A 14,980-nucleotide genomic window follows, 5' to 3' on the forward strand; every position below is an offset into this window, starting at 1 on the left:
TGTTGCCCCCTCAGGCCAGTGCTCGCAGATAACCCAGCGCCCGGTCTACCGTTGCTCCCGGCCCGCAGTTCGGTTCGACCGGTACGCCCTCGACAACGTCGACGGAGGCGTCGAACCGCTCACCGCTGTTGCTGACGCACCGGAACAATTGCTTGGCGGGAACGCCCTCAGGCGGCGCAGTCCAGACGAAGCCGACGGTCTGGACCACCTCGTGGCCTTCGCAGGCGGAGTCGACGGAGCTGAACAGATCACCGGTGGCCGCGATCCGGCAGGTCCGCAGGGCCGTCGTGAGATGGGCGATGTTCCAGTTGCTCGCCGCCATGATCCCGAGGCTCCACTCGGCGTGATACTGCGAGAGAACCCGGAACGGCGTGCTCGTGTGGTCGTAGGGCGCGCCGCTGTTGACGTAGCGGATCAGATGCCGATACCCCTGGGTCCAGCCGAGCAGGAACTCGGTGGTCTGACCCTCGCAGTCGGCTTGCGAGGACGCGAAGTGGTCCTTACCAGGAACGAAGCAGCGGTACACCGGAACCGCGGACGCGTCCGGCGCAGTGACGTAGAAGCCGCCGACCACGCCGAGAACGGTCTTTCCCTCGCAATCGGCGGCGGCGCTGAGGAAGTAGTCGCTCGCGTGGTTCCGGCAGGAGTAGATCGTCCTGGTCCCGCTCGTCCCGACCGGCGTCGGGAAGCCCAGCGGGTGCTCGAAATAGGCGGCAGGGTGAACCGGACCGGTCGTGACGACGTGAACACCGGCGACGTTGAACCGGCTGAGCTGGCCCACGTGCAGGGGGTCGACCGGGGGCGCCGCCTCCACCAGAGTCGCCTTGATCTGGTCGGGTGTCCGTGCACCCGACCACGCCCTGACCTCGTCCACGGCTCCACGCAGCGGCACGGTGGTCGAGCCGATCCACAGCCCGCCTGCGGCGGACCAGACCGTCGGGACGACCTCACCCTGCAACTGGGCGTCGACGTACAGGCGCAGCACGCCCGAGGCCTGATCGTGGACACCTGTCAACAGGGTCCAGGTGTTGGCCACAGCCGGGGCCGAGGAGGTCACGACCGCCTCGCCGGCGGCGGTGCCATCGGCTTTCGCGGCGGCGAACTGCCATCGCTTCAGAGTCCCGTTGTACCTCAGCTGCAAGGCGGCGGCATTCGTGCCTCGCTGCTCGAGCACGACCTGGTTCGCTGTCCCCGCGTCCTGCCAGCACACGTCGTCCGGGTCGGCACAGCTCGGGTCCAGCCTGACCCAGGTGTTGACGGTATAGCTGGCGTCGGTGCGCAGCCCCGGCGACGACATCGCCGTACCGCCGGCCAGTTGGAGCGCGGAACCCATGTCGGCCGCGGGGTCGTCATGCTTGCCGCGCACCCACGAGGTGGCCCCGGCCAGAGTCGCGTTGCGGTAGTAGCCGGACACGTCTCCGGTACCGCCCTCCTCGCCGTCGCCGAACGGCAATCGCAGCTCCAGCGTCGACGGGTCGACCACTGCCAGGTCGTGGATGTCGTCGGCGGACAGGATCCGGTCGTACACCGCGACCTCGTCGACCGCGCCGCGGAACGGGTTGATGTACCCGCCGGCGTGCTGGTTCCGGCCGATCTGGAGAGGGCCGGTGCCGTCCCAGGGCGCGCCGACCGTCGTGGTGCCCTGCAGCACCCCGTCGACGTACAGGCGCAGTGACTTGACGTCGGCGTTGAAGACGCCGGTCAGGTGCGTCCAGCGCCCTGGAACCGCGGGTGTCCGCGACAACACCCTGGTTGCGGAGCTCGACGTCGGGCCGTCGCGATAGCCCATCGACCAGCCCTTGGTCGCGGCGTGGTATCCGAGCTGGAAGACAGAGTGCGTGGCGCCGTTCTGACTGAGGACGACTCCGGCGTTGTCGTCGGCGGCGGTGAGCATCGCCCACGCCGAGACCGTGAACGATCGGTTGGTGTGCACCGGCCCCGCGCTTCCCAGTCCGATACCGCCGGTGCCAGGGAGCCGCAGCGCGCTGCGCAGCCTTCCCGTGGTCCAGGGCGTGACGCTGGTGTCGACGACGCCGTCGCGATGATTGGCGGTGGCGTCGGGTGCCGTGGTCTCGGCCAGTCCGTCGAGATGCCACTGGCCGACCGGGCCGGCCCCGGCGCCCACCTTGAGCCAGTAGACCCTGGGCTGCACGCTCTTGTTGCCGGCCTTGTCGACAGCCCACACCTGCAGCCTGCTCGTTCCCTGCGTCGGCGGAGTCACCCGGGCGGCCGAGGCGACGCCGCCGGTGGCCGGGACCGAGCCCTGCTCGATCGTGCCGCCGCCCTCGATGGTGTATCGGAACGCGGTGACGTCGGTGCTCGACTCGAACCGGAACGTGCCGGACTTCCCGGCACCTCCGGTGTGGCTGCAGCGGTCGTCGGTGGCGTCGTCGGGGAACAGGCACTCGGGGTACAGGCCGTCCGCCGACGTGACGGCGGGAGTGACGGGCGCCGTCCGGTCGACGATGACCTCGCACCACGGACCGACCGGCCCGTCCTCGACGAAGTCGTTGCCGACCACCCGCCACATGTACGTCCGTCCGTCGACGGCCTTGTCCGCCGGGACGTCGACGAAGAACGGCGACCCGGACGCGGCGGTGGCGGCGAAGGAGTACCACAGCCGGGTGCCGGAACCGAGTTCGCGCCACTCGTACCAGGCGCGCACGCTGCCGCCGTCCGGGTCGGAGATCCGGGAACCGAGCCGCGGCCCCCGCGGAGCGCCGCTGGTCTGTGCCGGGTTGATCGCGGGCCGCCCGGCGCCCGATCCGCAGGCCACGCCGGCCTCGTTCGAGAGGCTGTAGGGCGCGTTCGGCCGGGTGTTGTACTCCACGACCAGCGTCGGGTTCCGATCGAACTTCTTCCACGCCAGGCTGTCGGCCTCGTAGTTGCCGCTGGAGATCACCGGAGCGCGCAGCACGATCGTGGTGTCTGCGTCGGCGCGGTGCACGCCGCTGCTGTCCGCCGGGAAGGCGCCCATGGCGTTCCAGCCCACCCAGGCCGGTGGGCAGCTCGCGCTGTAGCCGTGCGCGACAGTGCGACTGCCCAGGCTGGCCAGCTCGCCGGGCTGCCGGTTCCAGGTCGTGGTCGTGGAGATCGGCCTGGTGGCTTTCGCTTCGACCGGCCGTGCGGTGCACGACGGAGACCAGGTTTCGAAGGCGTTGAACTCGGCGCTCAGGATGCGCTTGCCGACCAGCGTCGAGGTGTTCCACTGGAAGTACGAGCGGTGGATGTTCGCGCCGTTGCACCCGTACCAGCCCGTGCAGGTCCCGACCTTCGCGATCGCGTCGTCGCCGCCTTGCCAGTAGGTCTGGTCCGGGTACCCGGAGGACACGACGGCCAGTCCGTACAGGCCGGGACTCAGGTCAGGGTCGATCGAGACGGGGTACGTGGTGCCGGGCGCGGTCAACATCGCTTGGTCCGGACGGAGGACCATCGTGTCCCGACCGACCGTGACACCGACCGGAGCGGTCCGCCGCTGTCGTGCCGAGTCCCACATCGTCGCCGGTGCCGCCGCGAAAGCGAGCGACCCGCTCGAACGACGCGCCTCGAGGGCTCCGTCGCGGTGGGCCGTCCACGTCGCCCCTGTGGTCCGCAGACCAAGGCGGAGCTCTCGCAGCGCCGGGTGCCGGGCCGCCTCTCGGCTGTGGACGATCAGGCGCTGGGCGTAGCCGACCGCCGAGACGAGCAACTCGAGGTCGACGCCCGGCAGGACCTCGCGGTACGTCGCCTTGTTGCCGGTCAGCACCGGCTCGGGCAACCGCCAGGGCCAGGCGACCTCGACCGTGGCCCCGGGCACGGCGTAGCGCACCAACGGGCGGCCCTGACCGCCGGCGGAGAACGCCATCTCGACGCTCGCGGCCCTCGGACCGACCATGCCGTCAGCACGCCGGACGAGCGTGGCGTCCGGCTTGGCCCACCCGCCGCCCGACGACCGCACCCGGACCGGAAGGACGCTGATCTCGGATGTCGTGGTGCCGTCAGGGTTGGCGTAGACAGTCTCGGTCTCGGTCACCTCCCGCTCGATGACCTGCCGCTTGCCGGTCTTCGCCGCCTGCTCCGCGGCCCAACTCGCGCTGCCGTACACCGGTTTGGGCAGAGCGTCCTGCCCCGCGGACGCCGGCGCCGGTGTCATCTTCTCCGTCGACTCTTCCGTCGACATCTGCCGACTCGACGAGTCCGCCGTCGCTGTCCCCGCGAGCGCGGCAACGACGGTCATCCCCACAAGCACAACTGCACGCACGCGACGTAGCACCGCGACCCCTCCTCGACCGACTGAGAACTCCCGGCCCGAGCCCGCATCGCAGTGATGCCGGTCGGCTCTCACGCCGTGCTGTCGTCGCGCACAGTTGCGGCCGGACAGACATCACACCGGCCGGCGCTTTCAATCGGCTTTCATCCAGCTTTCAGAGCCGGCGCCTCTCCTCCAGGTGCCGCAAAGCGCTCACAGCTGTACGGCGCCAGTGGTGCCGTTGACAGTGACTGTGGCGCCGTTGGGGATTGTTGTGGTGGCTGCTTCGACGGCGAGGACTGCGGGGATGTGCTTCTCGCGGGCGACTATGGCGGCGTGGGAGAGGGTGCCGCCGGTTTCGGTGACTACGCCTGCGGCGATGGACAGGAGTGGGGTCCAGGCGGGGTCGGTGTGGGGGCAGATGAGGATGTCGCCGGGGCGGACGGTGGGGAAGTCGGCTGGGCCGCGGACGACTCTTGCGGGGCCGGTTGCGGTGCCGTGGCTGCCGGGGATGCCGGTCAGGGGTGCGGGGTGTGCGGTGGTAGGGGTCGGGGGTTCGGCTGTGATGGGCCGCGCTTGCAGGAGCCACGGGACGCCGTCGACGAGAGCCCATTCGATGTCTTGCGGAGCGCCCAGCACGGCGGCGACCGTGCGGGCCAGGTCGGCCAACTCGAAGGCGGTCGCGTCGGAGAGTGTCGCCGTACGGCGTTGGGCGGGCGGGACGCGGCGTACGACGAGGCCTGGGCCGTTGCGGTCGAGGGACGTGTGCTTGTCGGCGAGAGTGCGGGTCACGGAGCCGTCGGCGACCAGATAGGAGTCGGGCGTCACGCGACCCTCGACGACGCTGGGGCCGAGGCCCCACGAGGACTCGATGAGCGTGGAGCCGTCCGCCCGCGTGAACATCACGCCGGCCACGTCCGCGTCCACATGACGCTGGACGATCACCGCCATCGCCGGAGCCTCGGCCCCGTCGCGGTACGCCGTCGCGCGCGCCGACCACACCGACGCACGGCACGCCCGTACGGCGTCCAGCACCGCAGCAACACCTTGTACGCCGAGGAAGCTGTCGTGCTGCCCCGCCGCCGACGCGAGCGCGCCGTCCTCGTTCGCAGCCGACGACCGCACCGCGACCGGCGGATCCCCGGCGCTCTCGAGCCAGTCCGCCACCGGCGGCACCAGGTCACCCGCCAGGCCGAACGGGATGACGATGCCGTCCGGGACCGGGAGGTCCTGCCGGAGAAGCGTGCCGAGCGTGGCGGCTTTGGCGCCGCAACGGTCGACGGTCGCGGCGGCCAGCGGCACCAGCATCCCGAGTCCCCTATCAACGAAACGTTGACAACGGAATATTGACAACGTTCTGTTGATGATCCACTGTGGACGGATGCGACGCAAGCACGACGCCGACCAGGAACAGGCCGACCGTCAGCGCGAGGCCCGGGAGCAACTGCTCGAGAAGGGCGCCAAGGACCTGCCGGCACGCCCATGGCGCCCGGCGCCGATCCCGTTGTCCGCGGTGGATCTCACCCAGTTCGCCGCCTGGCGCGCCGCCGAGCTGAGCGACGACGACCTGCTGGCCGCCCTCGCGTTGCTGCCGGCCGCCCGGGCCGAGGTCGACGAGGTCGAAGCCGGCCTGCTGTTCATGGCCCGGAGCTCGGGGCTGACCTGGGCGGACATGGCCGACGCGATGGGGTTCAGTTCGCCCCAGGCCTGTCAGCAGCGATTCAACCGGCTGACCGCGCGGCAGGAGCCATGATGCACCTGGTCCTGCACGCCGTCCGTCTGCTGGGCTTCGCGGACGCCGACGCGATCGCTCGACGTTTCAACCAGGACGATGTCGAGGAAGCCCTGAAGGATGCGGAGGCGCGCGGCTGGGCGACGCACAGCTCCTTCGCGGGTACGTCGGGCTGGTCGCTCACCGAAGCGGGACGCGCCGAGAACGAGCGGCTCCTCAAGGCCGAGCTCACCGACGTCGCCGCCGTACGGAAGGTGTACGCCGACTTCCTGCCGCTCAACGCCCTCCTCCAACAGGCCTGCACCGACTGGCAACTCCGCCCGACCCCGACTGACCCGCTCGCCGCGAACGACCACACCGACGCCGAATGGGACGCCGGCGTCTTGCACGAGCTCACGGTGATCGACGGAGCGCTCACCACAATCACCGAGCGGCTCACCGAAGTCCTGCCACGGTTCGAGGGCTACGACAGACGCTTCTCAGCCGCACTCGCCCGCAAAGACGTCGACCGTAGCGACACAGACTCCTGCCACCGCGTCTGGTTCGAGCTGCACGAAGACCTGCTCGCGACCCTCAACCTGCGCCGCTAGTTGCCCTCAGCATCCAAGTACGCCGCACCACGGGGCGAGAGCCGGTACCCGACCTCGAGACTGTAGGTCAGCCCAAGGTTCTTCAGCTTGCGTACGTCGAGCTTGAACGGCGGCGTCTCGCGCCCGACGGCAGCCGCGAGGTCGGCGGCCCGGACGGCAGGCCGGGTCTGGATGAGCCGGAGCGTCTCGAGAGTCCAGGCCCCGTGGTGGCTGAGCTCGTCGAACTGGGCCAGCCGTGCTCGCAGGTCTGCCAGGTCCTCGGCCGACAGCGATGTCTGGGCCGCCAGCTCCTCCCGGGGATCCGGCCCTTCGACGAGATGGAACCGGATCAGGAACGTCGGCAGCGACTCGTCGCCACGCAACCGGCGCCGGACGTCGCGGGCGTTCTGGCGATCGGCCGGCTCCAGGTCGGCATCGCCGTCCGCGATCAGGTCCGGATTCACCTGGCGGATGCTGTCGATCTCGATCCGCCCGGCGTTCGTCCGGTAGATCCGCCCCTCGACGACCCGCGGCTCGGCCCACCGCCGGTACGCCACGGTGATCCGCCCGTCGGCGACGCCGTCCTTGTCCGATCCCGCGAACAACATCGCTAGCTCCCCAACGCCTTCGCCACGATCGGGGCCAGTTCGCGCAGGGCCTTGCCGCGGTGGCTGATCGTGTCCTTCTCCTCGATCGACAGCTCGGCCGTGGTGCGGTCGTACCCCTCGGCCTGGAACAGCACGTCGTACCCGAACCCGCCCGTTCCGCGCAACGACCGGATCACCGAGCCGCGCATCTCGCCGAGCACGAGCTCGTCCGGGCCGTCCGGCCGGACGAACGCGACCGCCGCCACGAACGACGCGCCGCGCCGCTCGTCCGGCACGTCCTCGAGCTGCCCGAGCAGCAGCAGGTTGTTCGCGTGGTTGTCCTTCGCCGGCCCGGACCACCGCGCGGACAGGACCCCGGGCATGCCGTTCAGCGCGTCGACGCAGATCCCGCTGTCGTCGGCGATCGACGGCAGACCGGTCGCGGCGAGCGCGGCGTGCGCCTTCAGCAACGCGTTGCCCTCGAAGGTCGGCTCGGTCTCGGCGGGCTCGTCGTACGGCGGGACGTCGCCGAGCCCGAGCACCTCGATGCCCGGCACGATCGGGGTCAGGATCCGGCGCAGTTCCTCGAGCTTCTTCTTGTTGTTCGACGCGAGCAGCACCCGGGTCACGCGAGGGCCTCCTGCTGGATCTTGGCGAGCTCCGCGCAGCCGGCGACGCCGAGCTCCAGCAGGCTGTCCAGCTCGGCGCGGTCGAACGGCGCGCCCTCCGCCGTGCCCTGCACCTCGATGAACTTGCCGTCGCCGGTGATCACCAGGTTCATGTCGGTCTCGGCCCGGACGTCCTCCTCGTAGCAGAGGTCCAGCATCGGCGTCCCGTCGATGATCCCGACCGAGACCGCTGACACCGTGCCGGTCAGCGGTTCGCTCTTCAGCAGCTTCCGCTCGCGCAGCCAGGACACCGCGTCGGCGAGTGCGACGTACGCCCCGGTGATGGCCGCGGTCCGGGTGCCGCCGTCGGCCTGCAGGACGTCGCAGTCGAGCAGGATCGTGTTCTCGCCGAGCGCCTTGTAGTCGATCACGGCCCGCAGCGACCGGCCGATCAGCCGGGAGATCTCGTGGGTGCGGCCACCGATCCGGCCCTTCACCGACTCGCGGTCCGAGCGGGTGTTGGTGGACCGCGGGAGCATCGCGTACTCCGCGCTCACCCAGCCGAGGCCGGAGCCCTTGCGCCAGCGCGGCACGCCCTCGGTCACACTCGCCGCACACAGCACCCGGGTGCGCCCGAACTCGACCAGCACCGAGCCCTCGGCGTGGTCGAGCCAGTTCCGGGTCACCTGCACCGGGCGGAGCTGGTCAGCATTACGTCCATCGATACGGGCCATGCAGCAGACCCTATGCCTCCAGTCGCCGGACCTCCGCATCGAGCGGACCCGACCGGACCTGGCTGATCGCCATCCGCGCGGCCCAGGGCAGCAGGTCGTGAGCGCGGCGGCCGACCCAGGGCACGCCCTCCCGCGCGAGCCAGACCGCGTCCGCCCACCGGCTCGGCGGCCGGTACGCGCAGTCCAGGTCCGGTGGCACGTCGATCGGCACGCCCCGCGCCGCCAGTTCGTCGGCGAACGCGCGGGCCAGCGTCCGGTGCCCGCGTTCGCCCGGATGCAGCCGGTCGATGCTCCAGAAGTCCCGCCGGTACACCTCGGGGTAGTCGGCCATGTCCAGCCGGATGCCGCCGTACCGCGTGTGCAGGTCGTCGAACGCGACGTTGACCTGCTCGATCCGCTGCCACAGCGGCCGTCGCAGCCAGCGCGGCAGGCCGAACACCTTGCCGTGGTCGTGGAACCGGACGGTCAGCAGCAAGGCGCCGCGGGCCGTCAGATGCTCCGCGCACTCGTGCAGGTGGTGGCGGATCCGGCCCGCGTCGAACGTGGACCGCAGGGTGTCGTTGACGCCGACGATCAGCGAGGCGAGGTCGATCGGGCCGTCGCCGATCGAGGGCAGTTGCTCGGTCGCGACGACCGGCACCGTGGCGCCGCTGGTCGCGAAGTTGGAGAACGTCACACGGTGGGTGCCGGCCAGGGAGTCGGCGAGCAGCGCGGCCCAGCCGCGCCACCCCTCCCCCGGCCGCGCACCGGCACCGGACAGGTCCGTCGTACTGCTGCCGTTCAGCGGGTCCCCGACCCCTACTGTGGTCGAGTCCCCCAGTGCCACGTAGTGGAGGCTCACATTCCGCCATGGTGACGGCACGGAGCGAGACCTCGATGTGCGGTGGATGACGGGCAGCCCAATTCCAGCTGGAGGATCGGTGATTGCTAGCCAGAATTGCTCGGAGTTAGGCTGTTGCAAACAACTATGTGCAGGAGTTGCCTGGTATGACTGATCTTCGGTTTGGCGTCGTGGGTCTCGGCGCCCGCAGCCGCATCGCGCAGTACGCGCACCGTCCCGGCGAGGGGTCCGAGGTCGTGGCCGTGGCCGACCCGTCCGCACCGCAGCGGGACGCGGCGCTCGAGCTGTACCCGGAGGCGAGCGGGCACGCCGACCACACCGAACTGCTCGACGCCAAGCTCGACGGCGTCTTCCTGACCACGCCCGACGACCTGCACGAGGGTCCGGCGATCGACTTCCTCGAGGCGGGCGTCTCGGTGTTCGTCGAGAAGCCGCTGGCGATCACCACCGAGGGGTGCGACCGGGTCCTGCGCGCGGCGTACGAGTCCGGCGCCCGGCTGTACGTCGGCCACAACATGCGTCACATGCCCGTCGTCCTGACGATGCGCCAGCTGATCCAGGACGGCGCGATCGGCGACGTGAAGGCGATCTGGTGCCGGCACTTCGTCGGCCACGGCGGCGACTTCTACTTCAAGGACTGGCACGCGGACCGCCGCCGGACGACCGGACTGCTGCTGCAGAAGGGCGCCCACGACATCGACGTGATGCACTGGCTGGCCGGCGGCTACACGACCCGGGTGAACGCGATGGGCGCGCTCACGCTGTACGGCGGGATCACCGACCGGCAGGACCGGACCGGCCAGCGGTTCAAGGACTTCGTGTCCAGCGACAACTGGCCGCCGCTGGAGCAGAAGGGCCTGGCGCCGGTGATGGACGTCGAGGACATCTCGATGGCGAACCTCCAGCTCGACAACGGGGTCTTCCTCACCTACGAGCAGTGCCACTACACGCCGGACTACTGGCGCAACTACACCGTGATCGGCACCCACGGCCGGCTGGAGAACTTCGGCGACGGGCCGGGCGGCGTGGTGAAGGTGTGGAACAGCCGCCGCTCCGGGTACCGCGAGGACGCCGACCAGGTCGTCGAGATCGGCGGCGACAACGAGAACCACGGCGGCGCCGACCCGCACCTGGTCGCGGAGTTCGTGAACTTCGTCCGCAACGGCGGCGCCACCCTCACGTCCCCGATCGCCGCCCGCGCCGCGGTCGCGGCCGGCTACGCCGCCACCGAGTCGCTGCGCGCGAACGGCGTACCGCAGGACATCCCCACGCTCGACCCGGCCCTGGTCGCGTATTTCGACAACGGGCAGGCCAGGTGAGGGTGCTACGCTCGTGGACGTGACCAGGTACGCCGCGATGCGAATGCTGAGCCCTCGATGCGGGAGGACTTCAGCGGCGTAGGCACGTGTGCTTGCAGCGAGAGGCCCCCGATGTCGGGGGCCTCTTTCGTTTCCACGACCCGCTGCACACCACAGGAGCCTTTCGTCATGTCCCCGATCACCTACATCACCGACTGTTTCGACGGCAACGCCCGCGCCAGACTCAGCACCCGGATCGGCGCCCTGTTCGGCCAGTCGCCGACGATCGTCGCCGCCGACGGACCCGATCCGGAGTCGTTCGCCGCGCTCACCCTGCTCGACTGCCTGATCGCCACGACGGCACTGGGCGAGGACGGGCATCCGACCATCACGCTGCTGAACATTGCGCCCCGCGACGGCGTCTGGCCGAACGGCGTACCGTTCTGCTTCTTCCACGTCGGCAAGCACCTGGTCGCGAGCACCTTCAACCCTCGCGTCCTCTCGCTGGTACGCCGTGAGCTCGGCATCGACCACGTCCACGTCACCGACATCCGTGAGGCCGTCACGGCAGCCGGCTTCGGCGCGGACGACGTCGACAAGATCGCCGGCACGCAGTTCCGCAGCCTGTGGTACCTGCCGCTGCTGGCGAAATGGGTCGCCGACGGCCGCCCGGTCCCGGCGACCGAGACCGCCGTACCCGAACTCGCCGACGACGAGCCGACCGTGACCGTGGTCGACAACTTCGGCAACTGCAAGCTGGACCGCCGGCTCGACCTGGTCCCCGGCGACACCCTTTCCGTTGCCCGACGCAACGACGACGGCAGCACCGCGTACGTCGACGTGACCTGCTACCCGCACCTCACCGCCGTACCCCGCAACACCCCGGGCATCGTCCCCGGCAGCTCCGGCACCGGATTCACCGAACTCGTCATCCGCGGCGGATCGGCAGCCGAGCACTTCGGCCTGCGACCGGGCGACGCCTTGCTGGAAACAGTCCGTGCGCAGGTGGCGTGAGCATCAGGAGATCCGGAGCCGGACCAACTCGCGGCGCTGCGACGGGTGCTGAGCCGGGTGGACGACCAGCTCGGTCAGCGATGCGTCCGGTTCGGCACCCAGCTCACGCTGCAGCAGACTGCGGTACCTCATGTAGGCGCGAGCCGCTTCGGCGAGGTTGTGCTCGGCCAGGTGGCACTCGATCAGGGCGCGCTGCGCAGTCTCGCGGAGCGGGTCGGCGCAGACGATGAGCAGGGCGACGTCGAGGGCCTCGGCGTACCGGTCCCGGGCGAGCAGCCGGCGGCTCTGCGCCTCGAACGCGTGCAGCAGCCGCTGCCGGATCCGCTCGCGCTCGAACAGGACCCAGTCGTCGGACAGCCCCGGCAGCAACTCGAGCGCGTTCACGTCCCGCGGCGCCGCAGCCAGGTCCTCGGGGACTTCGCGGTGGCCGATCAGGCGGGTTGCCCAGTCGTCCACGACGTCGAGGTCGACGACGACGTTCTGCGCGACGGCGAGGGCGTGCCGCCGGGTCTCGACGAACCGCACGCCGTAGCCGTTGAGCCGCCACAACGCCGACCGCAGGTTCGCCGCGGCACGGTCGTCGTCGCAGTCCGGCCACAACGCCCCGGCCGCGTGCCTCCGGCTGACGGCGCCCTGATGGACCGCGACGAACGCGCACAGCCGCTTGCTCGTGTCCGGGATGCGGAGCGGGCGAGCTCCGAGCGAGGTCTCCGGGCCGCTGAAGAGACGCAGAACCGGCGGGCTTCCGCGCACCACACGGCTCACGAGCCAACTCACGAAATCCGGCGACATGATCGCCCTCCCCGGCCATCGGCTCCCCCCGAAGCCCCTGATTCCTTTGATAGCACGGTCCGCACACCGCGTCATCGCCCCTGCCGGGTGCTCCGGAAATGAACAAGCGTTGGACCTTGTGCGAGTGACGCCGTGGTGACGCTGCGCTGGCAGCGTCCGCAGCGCCGGCTCACGCAAGGGAGGGCGTCATGGCCGAACGAAGGACTCGGACGACGAAGGAGAAAGCAGGCGGCGGGGGCAACCGCGGAAGTCGTACCGGCGGCAACAGCGGCGGCAACAGCGGCAGCAACGGGTCTGGCACTCCGTCTGCGTCCCTGCGGCCGGAGCGGGAACTCATCGTGGTGGCGGAGCCGTCTGCCAGGTTACGGGCCGCGCCGTACGCCGTCGCGTCACTGGCCGGTGCGGACACCTCACAGCTGTCGGCGGTCCTGACCGCCGAGGAGATCACCCTCGAGCCGGTGTTCGGGCCCGACGAGGAGACGATCCGGGCGCGCGGCGCCGCCGCACCCGCGGCAGGTACGGCGGGGCTCGCGGAGTTCTACCGGGTACGCGCCGGCGACGACCGGCTCGACGCGCTGGCCGAGCGGCTCGCGGCCGCGGACCACGTGTCCGCCGCGTATGTGAAGCCGGCGGCGGAACCGGCCTCTGTCGAGGCCCCGCCCCGTCCCGAGGTACTGCAACCACCCGCGGCGACGCCGGACTTCACCCCGCTGCAGGGGTACCTCGGCCCGGCGCCGGGCGGTGTCGACGCGCAGTGGGCGGCCACTCAGGCCGGCGGCCGCGGCGCCACCATCCGGATCATCGACGTCGAGGGCGAGTGGCTGTTCACCCACGAGGATCTCCTCCTCAATGCCGGCGGCGTGCTGACCGGGAACCCGCCCGGGGACCCCGACTGGCGTAACCACGGCACCGCGGTGATCGGCGAGATAGGTGCCGATGACAACGGTATCGGCGTGCTCGGGATCGCCCCCGACGCCGTCGTCCGCGGCGCGTCGATCTTCGGCAACACCGGATCGGCTACCTGCATCCAGCAGGCGGCCGACGCGCTCGGCCCCGGCGACATCATCCTGCTCGAGCTGCACCGGCCAGGCCCGCGGTTCAACTTCGCACCGCGCGGGGACCAGCGCGGGTACATCGCGATCGAGTGGTGGCCCGACGACCTCGCCGCCGTACGCTATGCGGTCGGCAAGGGCGTCATCGTCGTCGGCGCCGCCGGGAACGGCGCGGAGAACCTCGACGACCCCCTGTACGACATCCCGGCGGCCGGATTCCCGGCGACCTGGCAGAACCCGTTCAACCCCGCCAACCCGTCCTCCGGCGCGGTGATCGTCGGAGCCGGCGCGCCGCCCTCGGGCACCTTCGGCCCCGACCGGTCACGGCTCGACTTCTCCAACTACGGCGCCCGGGTGGACGCCCAGGGCTGGGGCCGCGAAGTGGTGACCACCGGGTACGGCGACCTGCAGGACGGGGCGGACGAGAACCGCTGGTACACCAAGCGGTTCAGCGGTACGTCGTCCGCGTCGCCGATCGTGGTCGGCTCACTGGCCGCGATCCAGGGCATGCAGGCAGCCGCCGGCCGGGCGAAGCTGACACCGGCGCAGGCACAGAACCTGCTGCGCACCACGGGGTCGCCGCAGCAGGACGGGCTCAACGGACCGGCCACTGAGCGGATCGGCAACCGTCCGGATCTGCGCCAGGCAATGGCGGCGCTCGTACCGGTGGTGACGGAGACCGGTATCGCCAGCCAGTACTGGGACGAGCTGACACCGTACCCGGCCGGTAGCGCACGCAGCTTGTGGTTCTTCGTCAACTCGGCCTGGCGGCATCTGGACGACCCGAACGTGGTCATCCAGGACATGGTTCAGCGGGCGTTCCTCGGCTCCGGCTCGGCCGTCCAGGTCTGGCACCAGGGCGACGTCGTCGTCGGCCTGGTCGTCTCCGGCTCTTGATCTGCTGAATTCGGTACATACTTTGCTCAAGGAGTTCTCATGACCACCACCAATCCAGTCATCCAGTCGAGCAACGGCGGTCCGGCCGCCGGTGGCGGCCGTGCAGCCACCACCACTCCGACTGCCGGACAGCCGGCGCGGGCCGCGACGCCCGATGCGGTGGCAGCAGTCACCTCCGCGATCGCCACGCAGTACTGGATGGAGCTCGTCCCGATCCCGTCCGGCCCGATGCGGCTGTGGTTGTTCGCCGACAACGGCTGGCGGGCTTTGACCAACCCGACGGCGATCCAGTGCGACATGGTGCAGCGGGCCTTCCTCGGCAGCGGCAGCACGGTCCAGGTCTGGTACGACGACGGCACCGTGGTCGGCCTGGTGGTGTCAGGTTGACCGTTGTCGCGAGGCTGTCCGGCGACGACCCCGACGCGGTCGTCGCCGCGGCAGCTGCGCTCGGTATCGCGCTGCGCCCGCTCCACCCCGGCGTCCAGGATGCGGAGCTCTCCACCTGGTTCACGGCCGGCGAGGGCGACGCCGAGGACACGATCATGGTCCGCGCTCTCCGTACGCTTCCCGGTGTCGTCTCCGCGTACGCCAAGCCGCCCGACGAACCCGCGGCCGGACCCTAGGGCCA

Annotated in this window: 14 protein-coding genes; 7 read left to right on the forward strand and 7 right to left on the reverse strand. The window is 70.5% G+C overall.

Translation table 11 applies throughout. The features are described 5' to 3' along the window. Positions 1–10: 10 nt before the first annotated feature. Together ACWEOO_RS03720 and ACWEOO_RS03725 are read right to left on the reverse strand one after the other, a co-directional pair. On the reverse strand, positions 11–4,159 hold the full coding sequence (locus tag ACWEOO_RS03720; protein WP_452141636.1) for a LamG-like jellyroll fold domain-containing protein: 4,149 nt from the start codon (positions 4,157–4,159) through the stop codon (positions 11–13). Positions 4,160–4,441: 282 nt separating this feature from the next. Then, complete coding sequence (locus ACWEOO_RS03725) at positions 4,442–5,536, reverse strand: PEP/pyruvate-binding domain-containing protein (RefSeq protein WP_452141637.1); 1,095 nt, start codon at positions 5,534–5,536, stop codon at positions 4,442–4,444. A gap of 73 nt (positions 5,537–5,609) precedes the next feature. Here ACWEOO_RS03725 and ACWEOO_RS03730 point away from each other — a divergent pair, with 73 nt between their 5' ends. Both ACWEOO_RS03730 and ACWEOO_RS03735 read left to right on the forward strand, forming a co-directional pair. Further along, complete coding sequence (locus ACWEOO_RS03730) at positions 5,610–5,981, forward strand: hypothetical protein (RefSeq protein ID WP_452141638.1); 372 nt, start codon at positions 5,610–5,612, stop codon at positions 5,979–5,981. Beyond that, entirely contained in the window at positions 5,978–6,550 is a 573-nt protein-coding gene (locus ACWEOO_RS03735) for a transcriptional regulator (protein WP_452141639.1), read from the forward strand. The genes ACWEOO_RS03730 and ACWEOO_RS03735 overlap by 4 nt, the downstream gene beginning before the upstream one ends. Here ACWEOO_RS03735 and ACWEOO_RS03740 read toward each other — a convergent pair. The 4 genes from ACWEOO_RS03740 to ACWEOO_RS03755 are packed head-to-tail and all read right to left on the reverse strand — an operon-like array spanning position 6,547 to position 9,299. Beyond that, positions 6,547–7,137 (reverse strand): hypothetical protein, encoded by a 591-nt coding sequence (locus ACWEOO_RS03740; RefSeq protein WP_452141640.1) that lies wholly within the window; start codon positions 7,135–7,137, stop codon positions 6,547–6,549. The two genes, ACWEOO_RS03735 and ACWEOO_RS03740, sit on opposite strands and share 4 nt — an antisense overlap. Before the next feature lie 2 nt (positions 7,138–7,139). Next, a complete protein-coding gene (gene rdgB / locus ACWEOO_RS03745) occupies positions 7,140–7,745 on the reverse strand; it encodes an RdgB/HAM1 family non-canonical purine NTP pyrophosphatase (protein WP_359936396.1) in 606 nt (201 codons plus the stop codon). Next, entirely contained in the window at positions 7,742–8,458 is a 717-nt protein-coding gene (gene rph, locus ACWEOO_RS03750) for a ribonuclease PH (RefSeq protein WP_355697798.1), read from the reverse strand. The genes rdgB and rph overlap by 4 nt, the downstream gene beginning before the upstream one ends. A gap of 10 nt (positions 8,459–8,468) precedes the next feature. Then, the gene (locus tag ACWEOO_RS03755; protein WP_452141641.1) at positions 8,469–9,299 is read right to left on the reverse strand and encodes an SGNH/GDSL hydrolase family protein; all 831 of its coding nucleotides are present in this window, start codon (positions 9,297–9,299) and stop codon (positions 8,469–8,471) included. Positions 9,300–9,445: 146 nt separating this feature from the next. On the opposite strand from ACWEOO_RS03755, the gene ACWEOO_RS03760 reads away from it, so the two are divergent. After that, complete coding sequence (locus tag ACWEOO_RS03760) at positions 9,446–10,618, forward strand: Gfo/Idh/MocA family protein (RefSeq protein ID WP_452141642.1); 1,173 nt, start codon at positions 9,446–9,448, stop codon at positions 10,616–10,618. Positions 10,619–10,786: 168 nt separating this feature from the next. Then, a complete protein-coding gene (locus ACWEOO_RS03765; protein ID WP_452141643.1) occupies positions 10,787–11,611 on the forward strand; it encodes an SAM hydroxide adenosyltransferase in 825 nt (274 codons plus the stop codon). Positions 11,612–11,614: 3 nt separating this feature from the next. Here the strand turns inward: ACWEOO_RS03765 and ACWEOO_RS03770 are convergent, their stop codons facing one another. After that, the gene (locus ACWEOO_RS03770; protein WP_452141644.1) at positions 11,615–12,376 is read right to left on the reverse strand and encodes an AfsR/SARP family transcriptional regulator; all 762 of its coding nucleotides are present in this window, start codon (positions 12,374–12,376) and stop codon (positions 11,615–11,617) included. Positions 12,377–12,591: 215 nt separating this feature from the next. On the opposite strand from ACWEOO_RS03770, the gene ACWEOO_RS03775 reads away from it, so the two are divergent. The 3 genes from ACWEOO_RS03775 to ACWEOO_RS03785 are packed head-to-tail and all read left to right on the forward strand — an operon-like array spanning position 12,592 to position 14,975. Then, positions 12,592–14,352, forward strand: a complete 1,761-nt coding sequence (locus ACWEOO_RS03775; protein WP_452141645.1) for a S8 family serine peptidase — start codon at positions 12,592–12,594, stop codon at positions 14,350–14,352. A 39-nt stretch (positions 14,353–14,391) separates the two neighbouring features. Next, positions 14,392–14,739: a hypothetical protein gene (locus tag ACWEOO_RS03780; protein ID WP_359936411.1), complete on the forward strand. Its 348-nt coding sequence runs from the start codon at positions 14,392–14,394 to the stop codon at positions 14,737–14,739. Next, a complete protein-coding gene (locus ACWEOO_RS03785; RefSeq protein ID WP_452141646.1) occupies positions 14,736–14,975 on the forward strand; it encodes a hypothetical protein in 240 nt (79 codons plus the stop codon). The genes ACWEOO_RS03780 and ACWEOO_RS03785 overlap by 4 nt, the downstream gene beginning before the upstream one ends. Positions 14,976–14,980: the final 5 nt, after the last annotated feature.

The sequence above is a fragment of the Kribbella sp. NPDC004138 genome, from assembly GCF_053603655.1.

What these genes read in the sequence shown, in the direction of transcription:
- ACWEOO_RS03720 (WP_452141636.1), bottom strand. Translation starts at nt 4,159, where the DNA reads ATGTCGACGGAAGAGTCGACGGAGAAGATGACACCGGCGCCGGCGTCC.
- ACWEOO_RS03725 (WP_452141637.1), bottom strand. Translation starts at nt 5,536, where the DNA reads ATGCTGGTGCCGCTGGCCGCCGCGACCGTCGACCGTTGCGGCGCCAAA.
- ACWEOO_RS03730 (WP_452141638.1), top strand. Translation starts at nt 5,610, where the DNA reads ATGCGACGCAAGCACGACGCCGACCAGGAACAGGCCGACCGTCAGCGC.
- ACWEOO_RS03735 (WP_452141639.1), top strand. Translation starts at nt 5,978, where the DNA reads ATGATGCACCTGGTCCTGCACGCCGTCCGTCTGCTGGGCTTCGCGGAC.
- ACWEOO_RS03740 (WP_452141640.1), bottom strand. Translation starts at nt 7,137, where the DNA reads ATGTTGTTCGCGGGATCGGACAAGGACGGCGTCGCCGACGGGCGGATC.
- rph (WP_355697798.1), bottom strand. Translation starts at nt 8,458, where the DNA reads ATGGCCCGTATCGATGGACGTAATGCTGACCAGCTCCGCCCGGTGCAG.
- ACWEOO_RS03760 (WP_452141642.1), top strand. Translation starts at nt 9,446, where the DNA reads ATGACTGATCTTCGGTTTGGCGTCGTGGGTCTCGGCGCCCGCAGCCGC.
- ACWEOO_RS03765 (WP_452141643.1), top strand. Translation starts at nt 10,787, where the DNA reads ATGTCCCCGATCACCTACATCACCGACTGTTTCGACGGCAACGCCCGC.
- ACWEOO_RS03775 (WP_452141645.1), top strand. Translation starts at nt 12,592, where the DNA reads ATGGCCGAACGAAGGACTCGGACGACGAAGGAGAAAGCAGGCGGCGGG.
- ACWEOO_RS03780 (WP_359936411.1), top strand. Translation starts at nt 14,392, where the DNA reads ATGACCACCACCAATCCAGTCATCCAGTCGAGCAACGGCGGTCCGGCC.